The following is a 24765-nucleotide window of genomic DNA, read 5'->3' as shown; positions in this document are numbered from 1 at the left end:
CTTTAACGATGACTGATTCCCCGTAAGTGTCATTATGAATTTCATTATACTACAACCGAATTATGGGATCGGTTGTGCAATTTCAGGAATCTATGAAATCAATCAAGCAAGGGTATAACCCACTAAACCCACTACATGTTAAAAACATAGATAAGGAATGGGACAGATCAGGGTCCCATTCCTTATCTATGTCTTAGATTATATCTTCTGCCCATGGCACGACACCGGCATTTGTTCGAGTATGGGGCAGTATCGAATTCATTCATCATTCTTCACTGCAATAACAAGTACTTTGCCAATATCCAGCTGCTTTTCATAGAAAGCGGCCTCCGCTGCGGTGAAGCCCAGCGATTCGATCTTGGCGCGCAGCTCATCGCCTCTGGAACGAAACAGGTTCGCAAACGAGCCAAACAGCCCTTCCTCTTTCATTCCAACCTCGCGGCTTCCGGCCACCTCGGCGATTTTACTTGTTTTGTCGGAATCATGTGCAAGCACATAGATTTGATCTGTCGTGTAGCCGGATTGATGCAGATTCTCTATTTCCTGAGCGGCGAGGGTGCCGTTCTCTACAACTTTAGCATATGATTTCGTATTGGTGGATGACATATGTCGAAAACCTCCCCTAATAGCGCTCCATAATCACCTACAGGATATAGGTCCATTAGATATTAACCACTTTCAGTCGGTCTGAAACACTTTTTTTATTCTATATGTGAGAAAAATAAATCGATTCCTGTAATATGACCGCTATCCCGATTCATAAATACCTTCAGTGCTTCGTTTCCCCGAACGTACACATCCCCGTCCTCGGCTGCATGGTCGGGCTGCCCGAGAAAAGCATGAATATCACGGATTGTCATCGGAACAGGCTGCCCATTCAACTGAAACTCTCCCGCTGAAGGCTTGACATGTACATATTCCGTTCGGTCATGATCGATTCCGATTTCCATATGATCATAATGCAATACGGTAACATGCTGGATCGGGTCATCCTTTATCGCCGCAGGAGCACCCAGTTTGTGCACAATTTCAGTCTTGGTGTCGTTTAGGTCCACTCCGTTCAAGGACATGGGCTCATCCTGTACCACTTCGCGATCATTAAGGAGTCTGAATGGGCTGGCGGTATAAGCGGCATCGTTATCTGGTATGCCCGCCGAACTGACGACCGGCGCGTCAGCCTCTCCTCCTGTTGACAGCAGCATCGTCATGAGCAGCAGTACGATCGTCCGCATACTCCCTCCTCCTTCCTGTCCGAATCCGTGTGTCCGGTGCTAACGCACAAGCTGGCTTGTTGTTCTTTCTCCGTACGTGTACATCTTCTTATCTGGCTCTCTGGCGGCGGAAGCTGTTCCACAGTCCGACAGCCATATCGACATAGCTTAGCCAATTGCGGCCCTTGGTCGTTTCCCGAGACGCTTCATACACCGATTCGTAGGATTGAATGGTGCGATCCTGCTTCGTTCCAGGCTCAGGCAGCGAGCGCTCCCTGACCGCTTCCTGCTGAGGCTCGGCAGGCTTGTGCTTGAATCGGCTGACCATGCCAGCAGATACCTGCTTCACTGCATAGCTGACCTCGCTCAATGCCTCGCCCAAGTTTTTCACGGTATCCATAACCGGATTAATCTGCTGCATTTTATGTTGAATATCCACTGCAATATCATTGGTATTCCGAATCGTCTGTTTCACCTCATAACTTAATTCGTCCACCGTCTTCTGAACATCCTGGAGCGTCTGCGTTACTTTGTCGAGTGACTGGGTTGCTGCTTTAAGTGTTCTAATCAGGAAAAAAACGAGCACCGCAAAAGCGACAGCAATGACGGCTACGCTGATTTGGGTTAGCATTCTATCCAACCTCACTTTCAGTAATGTTGTCATCGGATACCCCATAGTTACCCTTTGGGGAGAAGCCCGAATCAGCGGCACAACAAAAAGAAGGGAGCTCCACCCGCAGCTTGCGGGGGAATTCCCTTCTTCGGATCACTTCGTATTTCAGGCGGTAATTACACAGCTGCTGGCGCCTCCGTGTTGCCCGCGGTTCTCGGCTCCTCGGCCGGCGTAGTCTTCTTAATAAAGAATGCCAGCAGCAAGGAAACAACGGTGATCCATGTCGCAATGACAAACGCATAGTTAATGCCGTAAATGGTCGATTCATGGGCAACCTGGAGCATATCGGCCTGATTCTGCGGATTAAATTGTCCGGACTGAACCATCGCTGCCCCGCGGCTTTCCGCCTGGGTAGCCATAATCGTTACCAGAATCGCGGTTCCGATCGAACCGGAAACCATGCGCAGCGTGTTGGACATTGCCGTGCCATGGGCGTTCATGCTCTGTGGCAATGCGTTCAAACCGGCGGTCTGGATCGGCATCATCAGCAGTGACATCCCGAACATCCGCGCGGTATAGATCATCATAATATGCCCATACGACAGCGTTTCGGTCAAATTACTGAACTCCCAGGTCGTAATCGCCGTAATCAGCAAGCCTGCAACCGCCAGCCACTTGGCGCCAACCTTGTCGAAAATCGCCCCTGTAATCGGGGACATAATGCCCATTAGAATCGCTCCTGGAAGCATCAACAGGCCGGATTCCACTGGTGTGAAGCCCCGGATTTGCTGAAGATATATCGGGAGCAGGATCATGCCTGCGAACATCGCCATGGTAACAATGACGTTGATCAAGGTCGTTAATGTAAACATGTTGTACTTGAATATTCGGAATTCCAGCATCGGTACCTTGACCGTCATCTGGCGCCATACAAACAGGACCAGCCCGATCACACCCGCAGTCAGCGTTGCAATGACGGTTGTGCTGGACCATCCGTTGTTGCCAGCGTCACTGAAGCCGTACAGCAAGCCGCCAAAGCCGATCGTCGACAAAATGATGCTGAGTGTGTCGAGCTTCGGCCGGCTTACTTCGGTCACGTTCTTCAGGAAGAACACACCGATCAAAGTTGCGATGATCGAAAACGGCAAAATCATGTAAAACAATACTCGCCATGTGGAGTGCTCAACGATATATCCCGATAACGTCGGGCCGATGGCCGGGGCAAAAATCATGGCGATCCCCATCATTCCCATCGCCTTGCCGCGGTTCTCAACAGGGAATATATTCAGAAATACGACGGTCATCAGCGGCATAATAATCCCTGCTCCCGCTGCCTGGACAAGGCGACCTGTCAGCAGAAAGCCGAAGTTCGGGCTGATCGCGCATATGAGCGTTCCAAGTGAAAACACGCTCATCGCCGTAATAAAAAGCTGCCGCGTTGAAAAACGGGCGATCAAAAACGCCGTGACCGGAATCAGAACCCCGTTCACCAGCATGAAGCCCGTGGTCAGCCACTGGGCAATGGTCGGTTTAATATCCAGACTGGTCATAATGCTCGGCAAAGCGACGTTCATTAGGGTCTGGTTCAGTATCGCTACGAAAGCACCGATCATCAATGCCGCGATGATCGGCCCTTTCTTGATGTTCTCACCCTTGTGAGCCGCAATAGGGGTGCTCATGCAAATATCACTCTCTTTCCTTCACGAAATGATGTTGAATAACTTCTGCTCATATCAGCCATAAATTCAGTAAAATCTTGTTCCCAAAAAAACTCAGTCATCGGAGCCGACTTGACCGTGAATCGTTTCAATGTTCTCGATAATCTTGCGGTATATGATCCGCAGCTGCCGAATCTCCTCCTCCGTCAAAAAACCGTACAGCAGTTCGGAAAGCTCGGCGCGCTTCTTATCCAGCTGCCGGATCAACTCACGCCCTTGATCCGTAATTTCCAGATACACAACTCTCCGATCCTGGGAATCACGAACCCGGCGAGCATATCCCCCTTCGATCAGCTTATCGGATATGCCGGTGACCGCGCCGCCCGTGACATGGATCGTATCCGCCACGTCAGACAGCCGCATCGCCCCAAGTTCATTCAGCTTCTCAAGCGTGGTAAATTGACTTCTTCCCAGCTTCGGGAAGCCCTCCTTCTGCCATTCGCTCTGGACGGTGCGCAGCATCTTCTTAAATAGCATCTCCACTTCCAGGATGTCGTTCTGGATGGACATTGTAAGATTACGCCCCTTTTCCTGCCCCAGCCTCGCTATTCATAAAGTTATGGTGACTCCTTTTTAAATAGTTTAGAACTAAAGCATTTATTACTAAACAAAATTGATTATAATCCTGCTATCGATCCATGTCAATGTTTACATAATTATAATTTTCATATTGTTTTCTGAAAATTGATGGAATAAAAAAAGACCCGGTCCGGTTGCCCTTCCCGAGTCTGCTTCATGATCTAATCCTTCGTTGTTGCGTGTGTGTACTTCCGTTATTTTAATAATAAAGGCAATGATGTCCAGTCCAGCTTAAAGGACAGCTTCATGCCATCCTGCAAAAATTCAACGTCCCTTACAGTAACAAGATCCGGCAAATGTTCTTTCAGCGATACTTGAATGTCAGAAAGATGGAACCACGACGTTGGGACATCGACCCCCCGAATCGTTGTAGCCTCATGCTTGAGATAAATAAAGCTCCCGTCAGCCGTCATATGAAACTGCAGCAGAGCCCCGAACGGAAGCAGCCCCCAGCGGCCATTAATATCGGCCAGCATCGTATCTCCATCCATTCTGAATGCAGCGCCGGTGATTTCTACGCCCAGGTCATGTTCTCTCAAATACTGAATCAAATTTTTCTTCGATAGGTTCCCTACCTCTTCGGGCGTCAAGATCATTTGTGCCTCTCGCGTCTCTACCATTTGCAGCAGCTTCGGTTTAAAATCGACAGCGCGGTATCCGAGATCCAGCTTCTGCGTCGGAGAGATAAACCACACTCCTGCCCCCAATATGGCGATGATCAGAATCAGCAATGTCAGCCAGATTCCACCTCGTCTTTTCCTCGGACGACTCATTGATTTCCCCTCCACAAAAGATACCGTTGTAGGACAACCTCTCTCTATGGTTTTCCTCCCAAAGTATATATGAAATGAGGAAGCTTGTCACATTTTCAGATCACTCTTCCCTGCTCCCTTGGTTCATGTCATCCATTTTGTGGTATTACGATACTGATCAGAATACTACAACGCTTACAAGGAGGATGTACCATGAACAAAAAGAACACTCTAGCCATCACCACCGCTTTGACGCTGGCCTTGTCGATGACTGCTGTTGCAAGCGCAGACCCGGTTACGGGCACCGTTACGGAGGCTACATATGAGCCAATCCAGAGCGAACCGATCATCAAGCCGGAACTGGTTGTGTTGTTCCCATCCGAGGATGTTATTTTGACGGAAGTTGCGTATTTCTACAATACGCCTAACGGAGTAAAAATCGGTGCCCTGGCCCCGCAAAAGGTGAAAACGACAGGAGAGCGCATCACGGTAGCTGGCGGTGAATGGGTAGAAATCTACACTTGGCTTGGCAAGGCCTGGCTCTTCGTGGATCAAACTTAATCTTCATGAATATAGTACATCCCGGATTCCATCAACTGGAGTCCGGGATGTTTGTCATGCGCTCGTGGCCCCCCTGTTCAGAGCGTTATCAAGATGGGGAACGATCGGCTTGGTCCGCCCCCAATTTCGGGTGGTCCGCCCTTGGCTCCACATGGATGTGGACGCTCATAATGTTATGCAGCTTCTCCATCTTCTCCTCGATCAGGTCACTGATATGATGGCCTTCGCGCACACTCAGCTCCGGATCAACCTCAATAACGACATCAACCAATACATGATTGCCGTGAATTCTGGCTTTCACATCTTTAATGCCTTCTACGCCCGGTGTGCGGGCAATGCTCTCTTTCAGGTCAGACAACCGGTTCTCATCAAATCCGTCAGTCAGGCTATGTGTGCTGTCCTTGAATATTTCCCATGCTGTTCTGCAAATAATGATCCCGACGGCAATCGCAGCGAGCGTATCCAGCCATGGGTATCCGAACTGGGAGCCGATGATGCCTACCGCTGCGCCCACACTGACCAGCGCATCCGACAGATTGTCCTTCGCAGCAGCCATCAATGCCTGACTATCAATTTGGCGTGCGAGATTGCGGTTGTAGCGATATACGCCGAGCATGGCCAGCGCACACACTGCAGCTACAGCAGCTGACATCAGATCCGGCGTGCCCTTGCCTCCGGTAAAGAAGGACCGGAAGCCCTCCACCAGCACCTGAATGCCCACCACCGCCATGATGAACGAAGCGATTAATGCCGCAACCGTCTCTGCTCTCATATGGCCATAAGCATGATCGGAGTCCGGCGGCTTCTGGGAGATGCGCAGTCCAATCAGCACGGCGGCTGACGCCACGATGTCAGTCAAGTTATTAAACCCGTCAGCCAGAAGTGCGCTTGAGGCGAACATGTACCCGCTGACGAGCTTGGAAACGGACAGAACCAGGTAGGCAGCAATGCTGACCCAAGCCCCTCGCTCCCCTTTTTTTATGTTGTCATATGCGTTCACCCTATGATCTCCTTTGCCCATTCGATGTGCGAGAACAAGAAACTGCAGCCTCACGATTATTCCAGCCGAAGCTCTTCATACGGCTGACAAACACACGCACGCTTGCTTGCGACAAAGATTCGTCGCGGCGTAATATTTAATATAAATTATTGTTACCCTTGTATGCATTTTTAAAAAGGAATAAAATGAGGACAATCCTACATAAGGAGGATGCTGTCATGACTGAAAATGAGCATTCCCGTAAAATTAACCTGGCTGATGCGATCCGCCAAAAGCTTGAGCAGAAAAAGCAGCAGAGCGCATCCCAAAAGCCCGGGCATTTCCAGCCCGGATCATCCTCGAAAATGAAAAGCCAAAACAACAAAAAACCGAACAACCAGCGGCGGCGCACTGGCGGATCGTAAGCCACATGTGATGCTCTTGCAGCTTCGTCCTCACGAGGCAGCAAGACAAGCCGCACCCCCGGTATCCCCTGCTGTCAAGGCAGATGAGCCGGACGAGAAGGTCGAAGACAGGCGTATGCTGATTCTTCGGCCTTTTTAATACCGTATACCGCGTCCCTTCCTCTTCCACAATACTTAGAAAGACACACAAAAGGCCTGCAAGATTCATACTCTTGCAGGCCTTTCATATCTCGGAGAACCAGGTTCGGCAGGTTAAGCCTCCACCGGATACATGCTTGCGCGCAGCGCCTTGATCTCTTCGCTTTCGAGATACTCGTCATAGCTCATCACGCGGTCGATCACACCGTTAGGCGTAATCTCGATGATGCGGTTGGCAATCGTTTGAATGAACTGATGGTCATGGGACGTGAACAGAATCGTGCCGTCAAAGTCGATCAGGCCGTTATTCAGCGCCGTAATGGATTCGAGATCCAAGTGGTTGGTCGGCTCGTCAAAGATAAGCACGTTGGCACCGTTCAGCATCATCTTGGCCAGCATGCAGCGCACCTTCTCGCCCCCGGACAGAACGCTTGCCTTCTTCAGGGCTTCCTCACCGGAGAAGAGCATCCGACCGAGGAACCCGCGCAGGAATGTCTCATCCTGATCATGGGAGTACTGGCGAAGCCATTCCACCAGGTTCAGGTCAACCCCGTCAAAGTATGCGGAGTTATCCTTCGGGAAATATGCCTGCGTTGTTGTGACACCCCAGCTGTATTCACCAGCGTCCGCTTCACTCTCGCCCATCACAATCTGGAACAGCGTCGTCTTCGGAATGCCGTTCGGACCGACAAATGCGATCTTATCGCCTTTGTTTACAACGAAGCTGACATTATTAAGAACCTTCTCGCCTTCGATCGTTTTGGTGATGCTGTCCACGGTCAGCAGCTGCTTGCCTGCCTCACGCTCCGGCTTAAAGTTAAGGAACGGGTATTTACGGTTTGAAGGGCGAATGTCCTCCAGCGTAATTTTGTCCAGCTGCTTCTTCCGGGAAGTCGCTTGCTTCGATTTCGAAGCATTCGCCGAGAAGCGTTGGATAAACGCCTGCAGTTCCTTGATCTTCTCTTCCTTCTTCTTGTTCGATTCCCGCTGCAGCTGAAGCGCCAGCTGGCTGGACTCGTACCAGAAGTCGTAGTTGCCGACGTACAGCTGGATTTTGCCGAAATCGATATCTGCGATATGGGTACATACCTTGTTCAGGAAGTGCCGATCATGAGATACCACAATAACGGTGCCTTCATAATCCATGAGGAAGTTCTCCAGCCACTGAATCGATTCCAGATCCAGGTGGTTGGTCGGCTCGTCAAGGAGCAGGTTATGCGGACGCCCGAAGAGCGCCTGGGCCAGGAGCACCCGCACCTTCTCGTTGCCGCTCAGCTCTGCCATCTTCTTGTCGTGCAGCTCGCGCGGAATGCCGAGACCAATCAGGAGTGCGGATGCGTCCGACTCGGCTTCCCATCCGTTCAGCTCCGCGAACTCGCCCTCCAGCTCACCGGCACGCATGCCGTCTTCCTCGGAGAAGTCCGGCTTCGCGTACAGCGCATCCTTCTCTTTCATGATCTCATAGAGACGCGCATGACCCATAATTACCGTCTCCAGAACCGGATAATCGTCATATTCATAATGGTTCTGCTTCAGAACAGCCATTCGCTCACCCGGCGTCATGTGCACCTCGCCCTGGTTCGGTTCAATCTCGCCGGACAGAATCTTCAGAAAAGTCGATTTCCCCGCACCGTTGGCTCCGATAAGTCCGTAGCAGTTGCCGGGAGTGAACTTTATATTTACGTCTTCAAACAGTGCTCGTTTTCCATAGCGGAGCGTTACGCCGCTTGTACTGATCATTAAGCATTACCATCCTTTTTAAACTATTGGTTTATTTGCACATTATAGCATAAGTGACACCGCGAACGAAGTATGTAAGATTCGACACCGAGGATGGAAGCACAATAAAACCTCCTGTACCAGGCGGCATATCACCAAAAAGGTACAGAAGGTTATCCATTTTTTTATATTGAAGGAAGCCGTTGTCTAGGATTGCACACTGCGTCTCTCCGGCTGAACCTTGAACGTCTCGCCGTATTTCAGCACCCGTACCCGTTCCTCTGCAATGCCGAGCCGCTTCCGCTCCGCCTCCAGCCGCTCCAGCGCCTCTTGCGCCGTATCGTCCGCCAGCTTGAACGTGCCGTAATGCATCGGGATCATCGTCTCGGCCCCTACGTCAAGAAAAGCCTGCAGCGCTTCCTCCGGATTCACATGCTGCGAGGTCATAAACCATTCCGGCTCATAAGCGCCGATCGGCATCAAGGCAAGGTGGATATTGAATCGTTCCCCAATCAGCTTAAAGCCCTGGAAATACCCGCTGTCACCGGCAAAATATATGTTCGGAGGCAGAATCCGGGTCTGCTGCTCCGCAGCTGGCTTCTCCCCGCCTTCGGCAGCCTCTGAAGCACTCTCGGGGCTTGAAGCGCCTGAATTGGCATCCTGCGCAATCGGCTCCAGCACGAATCCGCCCCAATGCGACGTATTCGTATCAAACGGTGTACGGCGGGTCCAGTGCTGTGTAGGAACAAACGAGATTTTGACACTGCCAATTTCCGCTGTTTCCCACCACTGCAGCTCCATTACGCGCCGAAAGCCTTTGCTCAGCATTTTGCGTTTCAATCCTACCGGCACGATAATTGTGGTACCTTCCCGGTACAGCTTGCGGATCGAAGCGATATGCATATGGTCGTAATGGGAGTGGGAGATCAGAATGATGTCCAGCGGCGGAATATCCTGAATCGGAATTCCCGGCTCGCCAAGACGCTTCGTAAACGCCATTCTTCGCGCCCATACAGGATCTGTAACGATATTCATCCCTTCATACTGAATGAAGAATGTAGCATGTCCGACCCAGGTAACGGAAGCTTCGTGCCGGTTGCTGTGCAAATACTGAAGATCAGGCGTCATGTTCGGTATGACATAGGAGTAATCCTTTTTCTTCTGGCGACGTTCTTCCCGCCACTGTCTGAATTGCTTCAGGGTTTTATCCGTACTAACATTGTCGATGTTGTTATAGCGGATTCTTGGCATGCTGCCCCTCCTTCCATTACCTGTATTTTACCCTTTTTACCCCTGGCGGCTCAACTTACATTATTTATGATTCTTCGTTATGACAGGCGGCAAGTCAGCTTGTTCCTAATCTGAAGGGTCCTTGTATTTCAGGGCGTATATAGCCATGAATATAACAGCTGCACACACGGTTACCAGCGGCAAAATAAAGATGTGAAAGTCTTCCACGCGCCTCATCCCTTCTTGGCGGATTTACCGCGAATGTAGTTGGCATCAAACAGAAACAGTCTCATCAGCAGCAAAAGCGACGGAATCAGCACGCATAACCCGAGCACAAATGCAGCGATCAGCGCAATGGCCATCGCATCGTTTGTAATGCTCTCATGAATGCTGATGTAATCGTAGAGCACATACGGCAGATGCGAGCGCCCGTAACCGTACCAGGCAAAGGCGAACTGCAGCATAACCATAATGAAGGCCAGGCCCAGCCTTATTTTCCTCCATACAAGATAAACCGCAATGGCGAAGCAAATAAAGGAAGCAATAAACATCCAAGCGATATCGACCATGTTCTGAAAATGCACCGGGTTCTGATGGTTAAGTTGAAAAAAGGCAAACACCGATGCCAAAATCGTCGGTCCGCTCCATGCCAGCGCATAAGCCCTCACGACGCCGAAGGCCGCTTCGTCCCCTGCCCGGTTCGCGTAATAGGTCAGAAACATCGCTGAAATATACAGCACGCTGACCAGCGCCAACAAAATGACGGACCAGGTATACGGGTTCGCAAAAAAACGGAGCCAATTCAGGGTGACGATGCCGTCATGCTCATGAATGATGCCGCCCTCGGAAATGGCGAGAATGGTAGACAGTGCCGCCGGAGTTAGCAGCCCGGTAGCTCCGTAGAGCGCCATGTGAACAATGTTGTTCTCGATCTGGGTGCCGTAGGTGTGGTAGGCGTAATAGGCCCCTCGAATGGCAAGGAGAACAAGCGCCAGACTGCCCGGAACGAGCAGCGCCGTGCCATAATAGTAGGCCGAGTCGGGAAAGAAGCCGACCAGTCCCACCACAAAAAAGATCAGAAACACGTTGGTCACTTCCCACACCGGGGACAGATAGCGCTGGATGATGTTGTGGATTTTATTCTGATGGCCTGTCAGAACGCTGTAAAAGCTGAAGAAGCCGGCGCCGAAATCAATGGAGCCAATCAGCAAATAACCGAACAGAAATGTCCACAGGACGGTAATCGCAACGATTTCGTAGCTCACTGGCCGTCGCCTCCTTCAATTTCAAGCCCCTGGGCCTCGATCTCTTCCTCTGCCTTCCGGTTGCGGAACAGCTGGCTCAGCACCCGCACGGCCGAGACGCAAAGCACCAGATAGAGCAATATGAACAGCACCAGCATCCAGCCGACGCTTGGCGACGTTGTAGCCGCTTCCTCCACCTTCATATATCCCCGCAATATCCAAGGCTGTCTGCCGATTTCGGCGAGGAACCATCCCAGCCAGATGGCGCTCATCGTAAGCGGCCCCAAAGCCAATATACTGAGCAGGAGCCATTTTGGATAAGGCTTTTTGCCAGGAAGTTTCTTGCGGAACATGTAAAGCAGCGGAATCAGCACAATCAGCATCCCGATGGTCACCTTCAGATCAAAGTAATAATGGATGGACAGCGGCGGTCGCTCATCTTCCGGAAAATCATTCAGCCCGATGACCTCGGTGGCCGGGTTGTTGCCGGCTAGAATGCTTAAAGCATATGGAATCTCCAGCCCGAATCGAACATTGTGATCCTCATCGAGCACCCCGCCATATATAAGCGGCGCGTACCGCATCGTCTCGAAGTGCCATTCCATGGCCGCCAGCTTCTCCGGCTGATATTTAGCCAGAAACTTGCCCGAGAAATCTCCAATCGTGACGGTGGCGATCGCAAATACGAAAGTGGCGATCACCGACAGCTTGAGCGCTTTTCTAAAATAGACATGGGTTCGTCCCCGAAGGAGGCTGAAAGCAGCGATGCTGGCCAGCGCCCCCGCGCTTGTGGTATAGGCGGAAGCCAGCACATGGCTGACCTTGGTCGGCGTGGCCGGATTGAACATCGCGACAAACGGGTTCACATTCGTAAATACCCCGTCCACCAATTCGAAACCCTGCGGCTGGTTCATAAACGCGTTCATGCTCGTAATGAAGAAGGCCGATGCCGAGGAGCCGATCGCCACCGGAATGAGGAGCAGCAGATGCATGGCTTTATTTTTGAAACGGTCCCATGTGTACAGGTAGATCCCAAGGAATATGGCCTCCACAAAAAAGGCAAAGGTCTCCATAAACAGCGGCAGCGCGATCGCTTTACCCGCAACCCGCATAAATGTCGGCCACAGCAGACTCAGCTGCAAACCGATGGCCGTGCCTGTCACTACACCGACGGCTACCGTAATGACATAACCCCGCGCCCACCTTCGGGCAAGCAGCGTATAATGGAAATCCCCCGTCCGTATCCCTCTCCACTCCGCCAGCGCCAGCATGATCGGAATCCCAACCCCGATGGTTGCAAACACGATATGTACAAACAAGGTCAAACCGAACAAAATCCGGCTCATTAATACTGGGTCCAGAAACGACATTCAGGTTCACTCCTCGATGATGGCTTTAATAGCTTCAGTAGCCTTTCTAGCTTTGATACGAATGTCATGCGAAAAACGGGTGGCGTCAGCCAAAATAATGCAGCATGCGCAAGCAGGCCTTTACGGTTGCGTACAGCATGATCGCCGCGGCTATAAAGCAAACGATCGCCAGCTTCTTCTCCTGTCCTTTGTGCATGAGTCACACAACCTCCCGATGGAAAATGAATGTACAACTGCAAAAGGTTAGCCAGTATCAGTTTTACAAGTGTTTCCTCTTTTTATCCAAAGTCGAGGGAAATTGTGTGCGAAAGCAGGCGGGATGTTTTTTCTGTCAATGAAAAAAGGTACAATAGAGCCAAAGGAGGCTGAAAAATGCAATGAAAATCACTTTTATCGAACCTACCCCGAGCCCGAACTCCATGAAGCTTCATCTTGATGAGACGCTGGAGCCCGGGATCCGAAAAACATATACACTAGACAATGAACGCTCCGCCCCGGCCTGGATTCGGCAGCTGCTGCATATCCCTGGCGTCAAGAGCATTTTCCATACCGCCGATTTTATCGCCCTCGACCGGAAAGGCAATGCGGAATGGCCATCCATCCTTGGTGCTGTGCAGGAGATGTTCGGCCAGGAGGGCTTGACCGAAGGGCTGAACAATGACGAAGAGGGCTTTGCCTTCGGTGAGGCGCAGGTGTTCGTTCAGTTCTTCCGCGGCATCCCGATGCAAATCCGGGTCAAGAGCGGCAACCGCGAGGAGCGGATCGCCCTCTCCTCCCGCTTTACGGAGGCGGTAACCGAGGTAGCGACCGCCACGCTCATCAAGGAACGGAAGCTGAAAGATTATGGCGTTCGCTATGGTGAGCTTTCGGAAATAGCCCGCGAGGTGGAGCAAGAGCTTGAGGCAGCGTTCCCGCAGGAGCGTCTGGACAAGGTTGTTGCCCAGGCTATCGCACACGGGGCCAGCGATGAGGAATTTGTGGAGCAGCGGCGGAAGCTGACCGATGCGGAAATGGAAGCCGCGCTGCAGGATGAAGACTGGCGGGTGCGTTATGCCGCGCTGGAGGTGCTGGAGCCGACCGAGCAGCATATCCCGCTGCTGCGCAAGGCGCTTCATGATCCGAAGATGCAGATCCGCAGGCTGGTAGTCGTCTATCTCGGGGATCTGCGCACGCCGGAAGCGATGGAGCTTCTGTATGAAGCGATGCGGGATGACTCGCCGGCCGTTCGGCGTACTGCTGGAGATACCCTCTCCGACATCGGCGATCCGGCAGCAACGCCGGTCATGACCGAGGCGCTGAAGGACAGCAGCAAAATTGTACGCTGGCGCGCAGCCCGCTTCCTGTACGAGGTTGGCACTGAAGAGGCCAGACCTGCCCTGGAGGAAGCGGCCGATGATCCGGAATTCGAGGTTAGCCTGCAGGCGAGAATGGCGCTGGAGCGCATTCAGTCCGGCGAAGAAGCCGCCGGCACCGTGTGGCAGCAGATGGCCAAGCGCTCCAAATCCTAAATGTCACAGAAACGCCTCACCTGATGGGGCGCAAGTAAATTTAACCATTGCATCTAACACTTCATGTGATATATACTAGGAATCTCTTGTGTACGGATGTGTCAATAACTCTAAGCATCCGCAGTCATCCAACACCATATATAGTACGGAATGATCCGATACATCTATATGTGGCGTCTACATCGGATACGAAGCGATTGTTGTTGGCAATCCTGGGAAAATCAAATATGAGATAGCCTCATCATTCCTACGATGAGGTAGAGGTTGCGGACGTGATCAGTAAGCGTGTGAAGGCGAAGAGGAGCCGATGAAGCACGGGTGAAAGGCGCGTCTGCCGAAGTGTGGGGGGAATCACTCTTGGCCCCCATGCTGGGGCCGTTGTCGAAAGAAACGGAACTGTCACGGAGCGCCTGCATGTTCATCTATAATGTGAACGGCCGGCGGGCAACCGTGTTGCGCTATCTTCTGGAAGGTTTGGTGCGGCGTCTATGGAACAGACCGCAGGTAACAACCTGCGGTCCTTTATGTTTTTCTACGCAAGAGATCATCCCGTATATGGGAAGCAGCGGGTCAGCATGGTCCATGCAGTTGAAGGATTGTGCCTTTGTCCGTCTCGCATGGCATCATGTGCCCTTAATTTCGTATAGAGGAGTGTTAGGTTTTGAATCGTAAGACATCTACACCGGCGACATCGCTGAAGCCGAGCTTCAAGACGCGGCATATGACGATGATCGCCCTTGGCGGCTCCATCGGCACCGGGCTGTTCCTGGCCAGCGGCGGAGCCATATCGTCGGCAGGACCGGGAGGCGCGCTCATCGCTTATGCGGCCGTCGGCCTTATGGTATATTTCCTGATGACCAGTCTCGGAGAACTGGCTACGTATTTGCCGGATTCAGGCTCGTTCAGTACGTATGCATCCCGCTATGTCAGCCCCGCCTTCGGCTTTGCCGTCGGCTGGAACTTCTGGTACAACTGGGCGGTTACCATCGCCGCAGAGCTGGCGGCAGCGACGGTCATCATCAAATTCTGGTTCCCGGACAGCCCCTCCTTCCTGTGGAGCCTGCTGTTCCTGGGCATTATGTTTGGACTGAATGTGTTGTCAGCCAAAGGCTACGGAGAGTCCGAATACTGGTTTGCCATGATTAAAGTCGTGACGGTGATCGTCTTTCTGATCGTGGGTGTGCTCATGATCTTCGGCATTCTGGGCGGCGAAGCGGTCGGCTTCTCCAACTTCGATCTTGGCGGCGGGCCTGTGCACGGCGGATTCTTTGCGCTCATTGGCGTGTTCATGGCGGCAGGGTTCTCCTTCCAGGGCACGGAGCTGATCGGCGTGGCCGCCGGGGAAAGCGAGAATCCGCGCAAGCATGTGCCGCAAGCGATCCGCCAGGTGTTCTGGCGCATCCTCATTTTCTACATTCTTGCGATCTTTGTCATTGGCTTGCTGATCCCTTACACGCATCCAAGTCTGCTTCAATCGAGCATTGACAGCATTAGTGTCAGCCCGTTCACACTGGTGTTTGAACGAGCCGGTCTTGCCTTCGCCGCATCCGTCATGAACGCGGTTATCCTTACTTCGGTTCTGTCTGCCGGAAACTCGGGCATGTATGCTTCAACCCGGGTGCTGTACGCGATGGCCAAGCAGGGGCTTGCTCCTAAATGGCTCAGTCGTCTGAACCGGAGAGGTGTTCCTGTTGCCGCACTGATCGTAACAGCATCTGTCGGCATGCTCGCTTTCCTGGCTTCCTTCTTCGGCGACGGTGTTGTCTACATCTGGCTGCTGAATGCATCGGGCATGTGCGGCTTCATTAACTGGCTTGCGATTGCGGTAAGTCATTACCGTTTCCGCAAAGCCTTCCAGGCACAGGGGCGGGACCTTCGTGAGCTGCCGTTCCGGGCACGCTGGTTCCCGTTCGGTCCGATCTTTGCCTTTATCCTCTGCCTTGTGGCCATTATCGGTCAAGGTGATTTAAGCGGGGATATCGACTGGTACACCATGTTTGCCACTTATGTGAGCATTCCGCTGTTCCTGGCCATCTGGTTCGGATATGCCATCGTGAAGAAAAGCCGCATCATTCCGCTCAAGGAATGTGATCTGGGAACAGAACGCGTCTCTTAACGCGAAGACGGAATCACGAATCTTCATGCTATATGTGCAGGAACCTTGCAAAAAGAAGGCCGGGGAATCAAGCAGAAGCTATGCTTGTCCCCGGCCCTTCTCAATATTCATCAGCTTCTAAAAAAGAGTTGCCCCGAAGAGCTATATGCTCTTCATGGGCAACTCTTATATTTAGCGCAGGGATTTTTACCAGGTCATCTGAACCCTTAAATCTCCCGTATCCTCAAATGGACCATAGTAGTAGCGTATCGAACCTACATTTCCCTTGCTCTGCACCTCTTGCAGAACCCGGACAAGCTCCTTCTCATTTCCGTTAAAACGGAAGACGAGCTGCTTATCCTTTTGGGTGCTGCTGGCAGCAAGCAAGGCGCTGAGATCCTTATGCGTCTTAACAATGGATTTGGCATCATAGAGATGGTATTCCAGCGTATTCATGAGCTGGGTGTACACGACGCTCTTCGCCCGATCTTTCGTCACTAGCCCCTTCAGCGTGTCCCGGTACAACGTGCTGGCCTCAGGGTATTGTTTCACCCAGGTATGATCCTTGCTCATCTGTTTATCCGTGCGCAAGTAATAGGTATAGGATACCTCTCCCTTGCGGTCAGGCAACGGATCATTCCAGGTCGTATCCAGGTGGTACCACTTGCCGCCGAGTTGAACGAGATTCCACGCATGCAGCTGTCCTCTAGGATTGTCGGAAGAGTAAGCTGTTCCTTCCACGATCTTGTTCGTAATCCCTGCTTCCTTGAGCAGCTTGTGCGTCAACAGGGCGTACCCCTGACAGACGGCACTGCCGGTCGAAAGCGCATCATAGGCTGTGTATTTGGTCAGGGTTGTATCATATTCAAGGTTCAATACGACCCAATCATGAATGGCTTTAACTTTCTCATGATCGTTCATGGTCGGCTTGATTAAGGATTTCAAAATGCTCTCCGTCTGCTCATTGACATATTCCGTCTGCTTCGCGGTTTCCCGGTAAGTCAGCCGGACCGTCACATCCGCGGAGGAGGAGGTGCCACGGTAGTCGTAGCTATAGCTGGAGATCGTGTAGTGAATGTACGGGTCGCTGGCCATCGCCTGATCCAGAGCATTCTTCAGCTGTGTCTTCAGCGATTTGGTCTCCCCTTGATATGCAAAACGAACGGTTTCCTCCCTGCTGCTCATCGCGTTCAGCAGTTTCTCTTGAATAGCATCAACCGATTGAACAACCGCCTTGTTCGAGGTGGCGTAAACATCGCTTAATTCGGCAGGCTCAGGCACCGCCGCTACGACGAATGCGATGATGACTGCCAGCAGCAATTTGGCACTTGTCGTGCTCTTCCGTTTCCGTTTCATCTATCCACTCTACCTCCATCCAGCTCTCCTATCACATGCACCTCTATTCTACCACACGCCCAGGGCTCCAGGTCCCTAATTTTGTCGATTTTACACAAAATTAGGCCTCCAGAACCAGAAATGAACACGCATTAATAATAATATCTGCCGCTCAGGAAGCTGTCGCTCTGGCCACCTAGCTTGGATAGACGCACGAGCACTTCCGCCGCCTCTGCCCTTGTCACCTGCCGCTCCGGCATAAACTTCCCGTCCACAGCCGGAAGCAGGCCTAAACGAATAGTGATCGCTGCTGCTCCCTTGTTCTTGATCGATGCGGCATCGGACACGCCAGGCACATCGCTCGGCAGTGTAAATGTCCGGGACAGCTTCTCGTATTTCAAAATGCGCGTTAAGGAGACAGCCAGCTCTTCCCGCGTCAGCGTATGATCCAGTTCTAATACAGTATCCGGGTCGAACGTCAGCCAGTTTTCCCCGAGCAGTACCTGAACCGCCCCATAGTACGGATGGTCCGGCTCAAGTCCGCCATACGGATCCGCAGAGGAACGGGCATAGCTCTGCAGCTCATAAGCCGGATTCAGCGCCCCTGCCAGAAGCTGATACCATTCGCCGAGCGTAATGTCACGGTCAGGGTGCAGTTTGCCGTCCTTATCTGGTTGAAGCACCTGATGCTTCACCAGTTCATTGAGCGCCGCTTCCGAAGGATGGCCGGTTATGTCCGTCACAGACGCAACGCCTCTGCTCGTCAATTGGGGAGTGATTTCTTTCCATTCACCCGCCTTGGCATCAAGAGGAGTGAGCAACGTCCCTCCGCTCGTCAATGCTTGATTATGCGGGTAATACACCAACCGTATCTGATTCTCCACTTCTTTTCCCTGATTGTTGACATATCCGCCGTACAAGGCATACTTCAGCTTCAGCTCAATAGACTGAAGATACTTCTCCTTCGCCTGCTGTGCCGAAATAACCGGTGTTTCATCAGCCGGCAGCTTCGAGAGATCGGCACTCGCATTGAAATTAAAGCCTTGAATCTGTCCTTCACGATCTATAGTTATGCTGAGCGCGTCACCAAATATGAAAATATCTCCGGCATACCGCTGGAAACTGAACTCGTACGTTTCCCCGTTGTTCCCGGGTCCGGTGACACTGGTCAGTTTCCATTCTTCAGCAGCGTTAGGAACGAGCCTCGATACCGTCTCCAGCGCCACCTTCTGGGCCTCTTCACGGGATACCGGATTCGTTATTTGCTCAGGCTCCTGATCCGAATATCGGAACACGACATACGAGTAAGAATAAATTTGTCCGGTGCTGGCATCCACCTCTGCGGAGATCCGCGGGCCCATCGGCATGTTGTTATTTCTCCAATACAAATTCCATACGCTTGTATTTCCATCATTCCAGCGTTGGCCGATTGATTTGGAATCCAGTTCATAGCCGTCCGGAATGCTGAACCAGCGTTCAACCAACGCGGCTGCCGCCTCCCCGCTTGTGAGCGGGCTGGTCAAAGGGATGAAGGCATCCTTCACTTCCGGAATCGTTTCATCACCCGAGACGAGGTTCTGGTACTCTTCGCCAAAGTAATTCAACGCTTTGCCTGTATCCGCATCCCTCTCGTAACCGGCACTGTCTTCTGGAACATAACCCAAGAAATAGTTACCGCTTCTGTTGTTGTACAGACTTTCCGGAAAATAAGCCAGCCTTACATTAAACTGATCCTCGTATAGCTTGCGAATGGCAGCTGTATCCTTCTTAGGTGTCGGAGACGGATAATCGCCCTCGTAAGCATTACGATAATATGTAATGACATTTCCCCAACCATCCAGCGACATCGTAATGGTATTGGAGTCAGTCTCAATCCCGTTCACGGATGATCTGAAATAAAAGTCATGCTTAGCCGGACTAAACAAAGCCTGATTCATCGAAACATAAGCCTCGTTCAACATCAGATCGTCCGCGTTGATGCTTGGAATGTTCTCTCTGATCCAGGAAAGTGCCTTCATTCTGGCTTCTTCCCTTGTCAGATAAGCCCCTTCCCCCTCATTGCTCAGCAGATTGAGCGGGAAATAGACCTGGAGCGGCTCGCCCGTTACGGCGCTGACCCGAACGCTGAACGAATGCACCGAATTGCCTCGGGCCACGCTAAGCTGGAGATCCCAGGACTTCTCTTTGTTTCTGTCTGAATCGATAAACTGGGCACCGGTGACTTTTACCCCCTTAAATGCAGGAAACAGCTTTTTGATCACCTTTTCTGCTTGCTCAGATGATATTTTGGCCCCTTCCGGAATATCGCTGTTCGTAGCATTTACGGTAATGGCAGTACCAGCAGTATTACTGGAACTTACGCTAGTTTCGGTTACTTCCCTGGTCACGGTGGTGCTTATTGTGTCAGCCCAGGCGGGCTGAGCCATCAGAAGCATGGCAGTCACGGCACATACCGTCTTCTTCCCCGGAACCTTCCTCGCGGTAAACAACTTCATTCATTTCCTCTCCCTTCAGGACATTAAAGCTGATTGCACTTAACTAGCCTGATGACGGAACTTACCTATGTAGAGTCGAAACACAATCACTTTAAATAATACCATAACTCGTCTGTTATTTCTTATGTGCATCAAACCTAATTCATCACTAATTTGGGTAACATTGGATGCATAGTGCCAATAAAAAGCCGAAGACAGGCACTCGGCTTGTCTTCGGCTGAATGGTGCAATATGAGGCTGTCCATGCCCCGTCCAATGCGTCCGCTCTATCCGCGAAACGGAGACAGCTGTTCGCTCAGTTCACGCGTGGCGCCATAGACGCTGCGGTACAACTTATACAGCTGTTCATACTGCTGCGCCGTCTCCGGATTCGGCGAATAGGAACGCGAGGCGCGCAGGAAGGCCTGGGCGCATTCTTGCAGACTCGGGAACCAGCCGCAGCCGTAGGCTGCCAGCATGGCCGCGCCCATCGCCGGCCCCTGCTCGCTCTCCAGCTTCACAATCTCGGCGTTGAATACATCCGCCTGCATCTGGAGCCAGGTCTCATTCTTGGCACCGCCGCCAATGGAGATGACCTTGTCGATCTTTTTCCCGGAATCACGCAGAATGTCGATTGATTCTCTCAGCGAGAACGTAATCCCTTCCAGGACGGAGCGGGCGAAGTGGGTCAGGCTATGTCCTGCATCCATGCCGATAAAGCTGCCGCGAATGCTGGAATCCGGATGAGGCGTACGTTCTCCGACGATATAAGGCGTGAACAGCAGGCCGCCGCTTCCCGCCGGGATGTCCGCAATGCCGGACAGCAGCTCATCAAAGGAGACATCCGGTGCAAACGTATCCTTGAACCAGGTCAGGCTGTAGCCTGCCGCCAGCGTAACGCCCATAATATAGTAAGCATCCTTCTCACCATGATTGAAGAAATGCACTTTCCCTTCAAAATCGAGCGACTTCCGCTCCTCATAGGACAGCACCACCCCCGACGTGCCGATGCTGCACATCGTCTGTCCTTCTTCAAGAATGCCTGCTCCGATCGCGCCGCAGGCATTGTCCGCCCCGCCGGCAAACACCTTCGTCTCCGCAAGAAGTCCAGCTTGCTCGGCAACGGCTGGCAGCAGCGTACCGCACTGATCGAAGGATTCCACGAGCGGCGGACAGAGCGATGCCGGCAGATCAAAGGCCGCCAGAATGTCCTGGCTCCACGCCTTCCCGGCCACATCCAGCAGCAGCGTTCCTGCCGCATCGGAGTAGTCCATCGCATACTCCCCGGTCAGGCGGTAGCGCACATAGTCCTTAGGCAGAAGGAATAAAGCCGCTTGCTCCAGCACTTCCGGTTCATGCTCCTGCACCCACAATATTTTCGGAAGAGTGAAGCCTTCAAGCGCCCGGTTGCGGGCAATGCCCAGCAGCTTCTCCTGCAGCGTCTCCTCAATGCGGCGACACTGCGGTGTCGTGCGGGTATCATTCCACAGGATGGCCGGACGAAGCGCGTTGCCGTTCTGATCGACCAGCACCAACCCGTGCATCTGTCCCGAGAAACTAAGACCTTCCACATCTCCCTTGTTGATGCGGTTGTCTTCCATTAGACGGCGCAAGGATACGATCGTTTTCTCCACCCAATCCTCCGGCCGCTGTTCACTGTATCCCGGCTTCGGCTGGCTAAGCGGATAGGATTCCGAATGCTCGGCCACCACCTTCCCGCTCCGGTCGACGAGGACGGTCTTTACCGCGCTGGTGCCAAGATCCACTCCGATTACATAACTCATGTTCATCCCCCTTAACTTGAATGGTCACGCCTGGAATAGGGCGACAGGTTTCCTGAGTCTTTCCATTGTGAAATAACTTCACCGGCTTCCTTGATGGGAGCCGGTGAAGGATGATCTGCGTATAACGGCAGCTCTGTTCGGTTCGTTGATTGCAGTATGCCTGCTATGAGGCGTCTTCGATTAGTCAGCCAGAATATACTGGTTCAGGATCGCTTTCAGCATTTCCTGACGACCGGATTCGTTTTTGCGAGGGGACTCGTTATTAAGTGCGTATTCAGCCAAGGAAGCCAGCGTCGCTTTACCGGCTACAACATCTGCACCGATGCCTTCCTTGAAGCTGCTGTAGCGCTTCTCGATGAAGTCCTCGAACACGCGGTCCTCAATCAGCTTGGCTGCAACTTTCAGTCCCTTAGCATACGTATCCATACCTGCGATGTGCGCAAGCACCAGATCCTCAGGCTCGAAGGACGGACGGCGAACCTTCGCGTCGAAGTTGACCCCGCCGCGGCCAAGGCCACCGTTCATCAGCACTTCGTACAGCGTCAGTGTCGCATCGTAAATGTTAACCGGGAATTCGTCGGTATCCCAGCCGATCAGCATGTCGCCTTGGTTCGCATCCAGGGAGCCCAGCATGCCGTTGATGCGGGCAACGCGAAGCTCATGCTCGAACGTATGACCAGCCAGAGTGGCATGGTTCGCTTCCAGGTTCAGCTTGAAGTGTTTGTCCAGGCCGTATTTTTGCAGGAAAGCGATCGTGGTTGCTGCATCGAAGTCGTATTGGTGCTTGGTAGGCTCCTTCGGCTTCGGCTCGATCAGGAACTGTGCGTCAAATCCGATTTCCTTAGCGTAGTCAACAGCCATATGGAACAGACGCGCCAGGTTGTCCAGCTCCAGTCCCATGTCGGTGTTCAGCAGCGTTTCATAGCCTTCACGGCCTCCCCAGAACACGTAGTTCTCTGCGCCGAGGCGTTTGCCGACTTCAAGGCCCTTCTTGATCTGCGCAGCAGCATGCGCGTAGACGTCTGCATTGCAGGTGGTGCCTGCACCATGCATGTAGCGTGGGTTCGTGAACATGTTGGCTGTGTTCCACAGCAGTTTTTTGCCGGTCGATTTCATGTTCTGCTCAATCTGATCCACAATCGTGTCGATGTTCTGGTAGAACTCACGCAGGCTGTTGCCTTCCGGTGCAATGTCCACATCGTGGAAGCAGAAGTACGGCAGGTTCAGCTTCTCCATGAATTCAAAGCCGGCTTCAACGCGGGCTTTCGCCAGATCCATGCCGGAGTAGCTGTCCCAAGGACGAACAGCGGTATCAGCGCCAAACGGATCGGATCCGCCAGCAGTCAGTGTATGCCAATAAGCCATAGCGAAGCGAAGATGCTCCTCCATCGTTTTGCCTGCTACAACCTCTGTCGGGTTATAAAATTTAAATGCGTACGGGTTGGTTGATTTGCTTCCTTCGAATTCGACCTTGCCAACGTTAAAATAAGCCATGTATAAAGCCCTCCTATAACCTTGTTAGGGTGTGTCGTTAACGCTTACAAGGCTATCCTAACACACTCTCCCAACTTTGTCTATTGGTTAAACAAAGTTGTTTTTGGAATCTGTATTTTCAGAAAAACCGTCTGCGTCGGCGCGGCCCATCGCTGTGTTTCGATGTTGCAATTTCCTTCTTTTCCGCCTAGACTATGAGCATATCAAGAAGCACTTGAAGCGGGCCAAAGGATGAAGAACATGACAACTATTACAGGCGACCAGGCTCTGGTCAAAAGAATAAATACTTCCCTGATTCTCGATACGATCCGCCGCCATGCCCCGATCTCACGCGCCAGCGTGTCCGAGCTTACCGGCTTGAACAAAGCGACGGTATCCAATCTGGTGCAGGAGCTGCTGAACAATCATCTCGTTCAGGAAAGCGGTCCCGGAGCGTCCAGCGGCGGCCGCAAGCCGAGGCTCCTCCTCTTTAACGGACAAGCCGGTTACGCCATCGGATTGGAGCTGCGCGTCCAGCAGATGACCGCGGTGCTCACCGATCTTGCAGGGCGCATCGTGGCCGAGGATGAATGCCCCCTGGAGCAGCATGACACGGATTCGGTGACGGCGGGCATGGTCGCGATTGTTCGCAGACTGATGCAGAAAGCGCCGCAGTCCCCGTACGGCATCGTCGGCATCGGCGCAGGCGTTCCCGGCATGGTTGACGGCAGCGGCACCGTGCTGTTTGCCCCCAATCTGGGCTGGGAGATGGTGCCGCTGAGCCAGCTTCTGGAGGAGGAGCTCGGCCTCCCGGTCACGATTGACAATGAAGCCAATGCCGGCGCGCAGGGCGAGCTTCGCTTCGGCGCCGGAAGAGATGCCAGGCATCTGCTCTACATCAGTGCCGGCAGCGGGATTGGCTCGGGCATCATTATCAATGGCGAGCTGTACAAGGGCGCCCGGGGATATGCCGGGGAAAGCGGCCATATGACGATTGAGTCCGAAGGGCGCAGCTGCTCCTGCGGGAACCGCGGCTGCTGGGAGTTGTACGCCTCCGAGAAGTCTTATGACAACGAGGAATTTGCCCTGCCATCCAAGCGAACCTCCGAACTGATCAGCTATGCACGGCAGGGGCATGAAGATACGATTCGTCATTTTTACAAGCTGGGGCACTATCTCGGGGTTGGCATTACCAATCTCGTGAACGGCTTTAACCCGCAATCGGTCATTATCGGCGGCCCGCTCTCGGATGCCAGGGCATGGCTGGAGGATACGATGCAGCAGGTTGTCGCCCAGCGGACACTGCCCTATCACCGCGAACGGATGGAGATTCGCTTTGCCGAGCTTGGCAGCCGCTCTACTGTCATCGGTGCGGCGTATTCCGCCATCTCCCAGTTCCTTGGCCCCGTGCGTGTGTCCATGCCGATGAATTGACGCATAATTGACGCATTTTACACCGAATCATATGAAGAAAATTACAGCGTTTTCAGATATAATAAAAAACATCTGGTTCATTATTGTCACTGTTCAGATCTGAATGGTGCAATCGCTTGAGGA

General features: G+C 52.5%; 20 protein-coding genes and 1 riboswitch. Of the genes, 5 read left to right on the top strand and 15 right to left on the bottom strand.

From position 1 onward, the window contains the following. Nucleotides 1-258 precede the first annotated feature (258 nt). The 6 genes from CHH75_RS16545 to CHH75_RS16520 form a co-directional block, all read right to left on the bottom strand. On the bottom strand, nucleotides 259-606 hold the full coding sequence (locus CHH75_RS16545) for a YflT domain-containing protein (protein ID WP_095266588.1): 348 nt from the start codon (nucleotides 604-606) through the stop codon (nucleotides 259-261). 95 nt (nucleotides 607-701) lie between these two features. Next, complete coding sequence (locus CHH75_RS16540) at nucleotides 702-1232, bottom strand: hypothetical protein (protein ID WP_095266587.1); 531 nt, start codon at nucleotides 1230-1232, stop codon at nucleotides 702-704. An 88-nt stretch (nucleotides 1233-1320) separates the two neighbouring features. Beyond that, nucleotides 1321-1842 carry a DUF948 domain-containing protein gene (locus tag CHH75_RS16535; protein ID WP_095266586.1) on the bottom strand — a complete coding sequence of 174 codons (522 nt, stop codon included), beginning with the start codon at nucleotides 1840-1842 and terminating at the stop codon, nucleotides 1321-1323. Nucleotides 1843-2000: 158 nt separating this feature from the next. After that, on the bottom strand, nucleotides 2001-3503 hold the full coding sequence (locus tag CHH75_RS16530; protein WP_095266585.1) for a DHA2 family efflux MFS transporter permease subunit: 1503 nt from the start codon (nucleotides 3501-3503) through the stop codon (nucleotides 2001-2003). Between the two features lie 93 nt (nucleotides 3504-3596). Beyond that, nucleotides 3597-4052, bottom strand: coding sequence for a MarR family winged helix-turn-helix transcriptional regulator (locus CHH75_RS16525; protein ID WP_095266584.1), 456 nt, complete (start codon nucleotides 4050-4052; stop codon nucleotides 3597-3599). Nucleotides 4053-4315: 263 nt separating this feature from the next. Next, nucleotides 4316-4894, bottom strand: a complete 579-nt coding sequence (locus CHH75_RS16520) for a hypothetical protein (protein WP_095266583.1) — start codon at nucleotides 4892-4894, stop codon at nucleotides 4316-4318. A 192-nt stretch (nucleotides 4895-5086) separates the two neighbouring features. On the opposite strand from CHH75_RS16520, the gene CHH75_RS16515 reads away from it, so the two are divergent. Continuing rightward, the gene (locus CHH75_RS16515) at nucleotides 5087-5434 is read left to right on the top strand and encodes a hypothetical protein (protein WP_095266582.1); all 348 of its coding nucleotides are present in this window, start codon (nucleotides 5087-5089) and stop codon (nucleotides 5432-5434) included. Nucleotides 5435-5522: 88 nt separating this feature from the next. Here the strand turns inward: CHH75_RS16515 and CHH75_RS16510 are convergent, their stop codons facing one another. Continuing rightward, a complete protein-coding gene (locus CHH75_RS16510; protein WP_176475596.1) occupies nucleotides 5523-6434 on the bottom strand; it encodes a cation diffusion facilitator family transporter in 912 nt (303 codons plus the stop codon). A 218-nt stretch (nucleotides 6435-6652) separates the two neighbouring features. On the opposite strand from CHH75_RS16510, the gene CHH75_RS16505 reads away from it, so the two are divergent. Then, a complete protein-coding gene (locus CHH75_RS16505; protein ID WP_095266580.1) occupies nucleotides 6653-6838 on the top strand; it encodes a hypothetical protein in 186 nt (61 codons plus the stop codon). A gap of 252 nt (nucleotides 6839-7090) precedes the next feature. Here CHH75_RS16505 and CHH75_RS16500 read toward each other — a convergent pair whose 3' ends face one another. From CHH75_RS16500 to CHH75_RS16485, 4 genes are all read right to left on the bottom strand, one after another. Continuing rightward, entirely contained in the window at nucleotides 7091-8716 is a 1626-nt protein-coding gene (locus tag CHH75_RS16500; RefSeq protein WP_095266579.1) for an ABC-F family ATP-binding cassette domain-containing protein, read from the bottom strand. A gap of 186 nt (nucleotides 8717-8902) precedes the next feature. Then, nucleotides 8903-9946 carry an MBL fold metallo-hydrolase gene (locus CHH75_RS16495; protein ID WP_095266578.1) on the bottom strand — a complete coding sequence of 348 codons (1044 nt, stop codon included), beginning with the start codon at nucleotides 9944-9946 and terminating at the stop codon, nucleotides 8903-8905. Nucleotides 9947-10158: 212 nt separating this feature from the next. Continuing rightward, the gene (locus tag CHH75_RS16490; protein ID WP_095266577.1) at nucleotides 10159-11190 is read right to left on the bottom strand and encodes a cytochrome d ubiquinol oxidase subunit II; all 1032 of its coding nucleotides are present in this window, start codon (nucleotides 11188-11190) and stop codon (nucleotides 10159-10161) included. After that, nucleotides 11187-12539, bottom strand: coding sequence for a cytochrome ubiquinol oxidase subunit I (locus CHH75_RS16485; RefSeq protein ID WP_095266576.1), 1353 nt, complete (start codon nucleotides 12537-12539; stop codon nucleotides 11187-11189). Before CHH75_RS16485 ends, CHH75_RS16490 begins: the two co-directional genes overlap by 4 nt. Nucleotides 12540-12916: 377 nt before the next feature. Here CHH75_RS16485 and CHH75_RS16480 point away from each other — a divergent pair, with 377 nt between their 5' ends. Together CHH75_RS16480 and CHH75_RS16470 are read left to right on the top strand one after the other, a co-directional pair. Further along, a complete protein-coding gene (locus tag CHH75_RS16480; protein WP_095398696.1) occupies nucleotides 12917-14047 on the top strand; it encodes a virulence factor in 1131 nt (376 codons plus the stop codon). A 250-nt stretch (nucleotides 14048-14297) separates the two neighbouring features. Further along, a riboswitch (Lysine riboswitch) is annotated at nucleotides 14298-14516 on the top strand. 252 nt (nucleotides 14517-14768) lie between these two features. After that, nucleotides 14769-16163, top strand: coding sequence for an amino acid permease (locus tag CHH75_RS16470; protein WP_176475598.1), 1395 nt, complete (start codon nucleotides 14769-14771; stop codon nucleotides 16161-16163). Nucleotides 16164-16349: 186 nt separating this feature from the next. Here the strand turns inward: CHH75_RS16470 and CHH75_RS16465 are convergent, their stop codons facing one another. The 4 genes from CHH75_RS16465 to xylA form a co-directional block, all read right to left on the bottom strand. Continuing rightward, nucleotides 16350-17498, bottom strand: coding sequence for a transglutaminase domain-containing protein (locus tag CHH75_RS16465; RefSeq protein ID WP_095398693.1), 1149 nt, complete (start codon nucleotides 17496-17498; stop codon nucleotides 16350-16352). A gap of 131 nt (nucleotides 17499-17629) precedes the next feature. Beyond that, nucleotides 17630-19972: a YcdB/YcdC domain-containing protein gene (locus CHH75_RS16460; RefSeq protein ID WP_095398692.1), complete on the bottom strand. Its 2343-nt coding sequence runs from the start codon at nucleotides 19970-19972 to the stop codon at nucleotides 17630-17632. 266 nt (nucleotides 19973-20238) lie between these two features. Next, a complete protein-coding gene (xylB, locus tag CHH75_RS16455; RefSeq protein WP_095398691.1) occupies nucleotides 20239-21735 on the bottom strand; it encodes a xylulokinase in 1497 nt (498 codons plus the stop codon). A gap of 180 nt (nucleotides 21736-21915) precedes the next feature. After that, nucleotides 21916-23229, bottom strand: a complete 1314-nt coding sequence (gene xylA, locus CHH75_RS16450) for a xylose isomerase (protein ID WP_095266570.1) — start codon at nucleotides 23227-23229, stop codon at nucleotides 21916-21918. A gap of 240 nt (nucleotides 23230-23469) precedes the next feature. Between xylA and CHH75_RS16445 the strand changes: the two genes are divergently transcribed. Next, a complete protein-coding gene (locus tag CHH75_RS16445; protein ID WP_095398690.1) occupies nucleotides 23470-24642 on the top strand; it encodes an ROK family protein in 1173 nt (390 codons plus the stop codon). The last annotated feature ends 123 nt before the right edge of the window (nucleotides 24643-24765 follow it).

The organism is Paenibacillus sp. 7541 (genome assembly GCF_002276395.1).
Classification (GTDB): domain Bacteria; phylum Bacillota; class Bacilli; order Paenibacillales; family Paenibacillaceae; genus Paenibacillus_AQ; species Paenibacillus_AQ campinasensis.
Note: the sequence above shows the minus strand (reverse complement) of the source record. Positions and strands in the feature narration are given on the sequence as shown.

Bases quoted from the DNA above. Each gene is read 5' to 3' on its own strand.
- CHH75_RS16545 (WP_095266588.1), bottom strand. From the start codon at position 606: ATGTCATCCACCAATACGAAATCATATGCTAAAGTTGTAGAGAACGGC.
- CHH75_RS16540 (WP_095266587.1), bottom strand. From the start codon at position 1,232: ATGCGGACGATCGTACTGCTGCTCATGACGATGCTGCTGTCAACAGGA.
- CHH75_RS16535 (WP_095266586.1), bottom strand. From the start codon at position 1,842: ATGCTAACCCAAATCAGCGTAGCCGTCATTGCTGTCGCTTTTGCGGTG.
- CHH75_RS16530 (WP_095266585.1), bottom strand. From the start codon at position 3,503: ATGAGCACCCCTATTGCGGCTCACAAGGGTGAGAACATCAAGAAAGGG.
- CHH75_RS16525 (WP_095266584.1), bottom strand. From the start codon at position 4,052: ATGTCCATCCAGAACGACATCCTGGAAGTGGAGATGCTATTTAAGAAG.
- CHH75_RS16520 (WP_095266583.1), bottom strand. From the start codon at position 4,894: ATGAGTCGTCCGAGGAAAAGACGAGGTGGAATCTGGCTGACATTGCTG.
- CHH75_RS16515 (WP_095266582.1), top strand. From the start codon at position 5,087: ATGAACAAAAAGAACACTCTAGCCATCACCACCGCTTTGACGCTGGCC.
- CHH75_RS16505 (WP_095266580.1), top strand. From the start codon at position 6,653: ATGACTGAAAATGAGCATTCCCGTAAAATTAACCTGGCTGATGCGATC.
- CHH75_RS16500 (WP_095266579.1), bottom strand. From the start codon at position 8,716: ATGATCAGTACAAGCGGCGTAACGCTCCGCTATGGAAAACGAGCACTG.
- CHH75_RS16495 (WP_095266578.1), bottom strand. From the start codon at position 9,946: ATGCCAAGAATCCGCTATAACAACATCGACAATGTTAGTACGGATAAA.
- CHH75_RS16485 (WP_095266576.1), bottom strand. From the start codon at position 12,539: ATGTCGTTTCTGGACCCAGTATTAATGAGCCGGATTTTGTTCGGTTTG.
- CHH75_RS16480 (WP_095398696.1), top strand. From the start codon at position 12,917: ATGAAAATCACTTTTATCGAACCTACCCCGAGCCCGAACTCCATGAAG.
- CHH75_RS16470 (WP_176475598.1), top strand. From the start codon at position 14,769: ATGACGATGATCGCCCTTGGCGGCTCCATCGGCACCGGGCTGTTCCTG.
- CHH75_RS16465 (WP_095398693.1), bottom strand. From the start codon at position 17,498: ATGAAACGGAAACGGAAGAGCACGACAAGTGCCAAATTGCTGCTGGCA.
- CHH75_RS16460 (WP_095398692.1), bottom strand. From the start codon at position 19,972: ATGAAGTTGTTTACCGCGAGGAAGGTTCCGGGGAAGAAGACGGTATGT.
- xylB (WP_095398691.1), bottom strand. From the start codon at position 21,735: ATGAGTTATGTAATCGGAGTGGATCTTGGCACCAGCGCGGTAAAGACC.
- xylA (WP_095266570.1), bottom strand. From the start codon at position 23,229: ATGGCTTATTTTAACGTTGGCAAGGTCGAATTCGAAGGAAGCAAATCA.
- CHH75_RS16445 (WP_095398690.1), top strand. From the start codon at position 23,470: ATGACAACTATTACAGGCGACCAGGCTCTGGTCAAAAGAATAAATACT.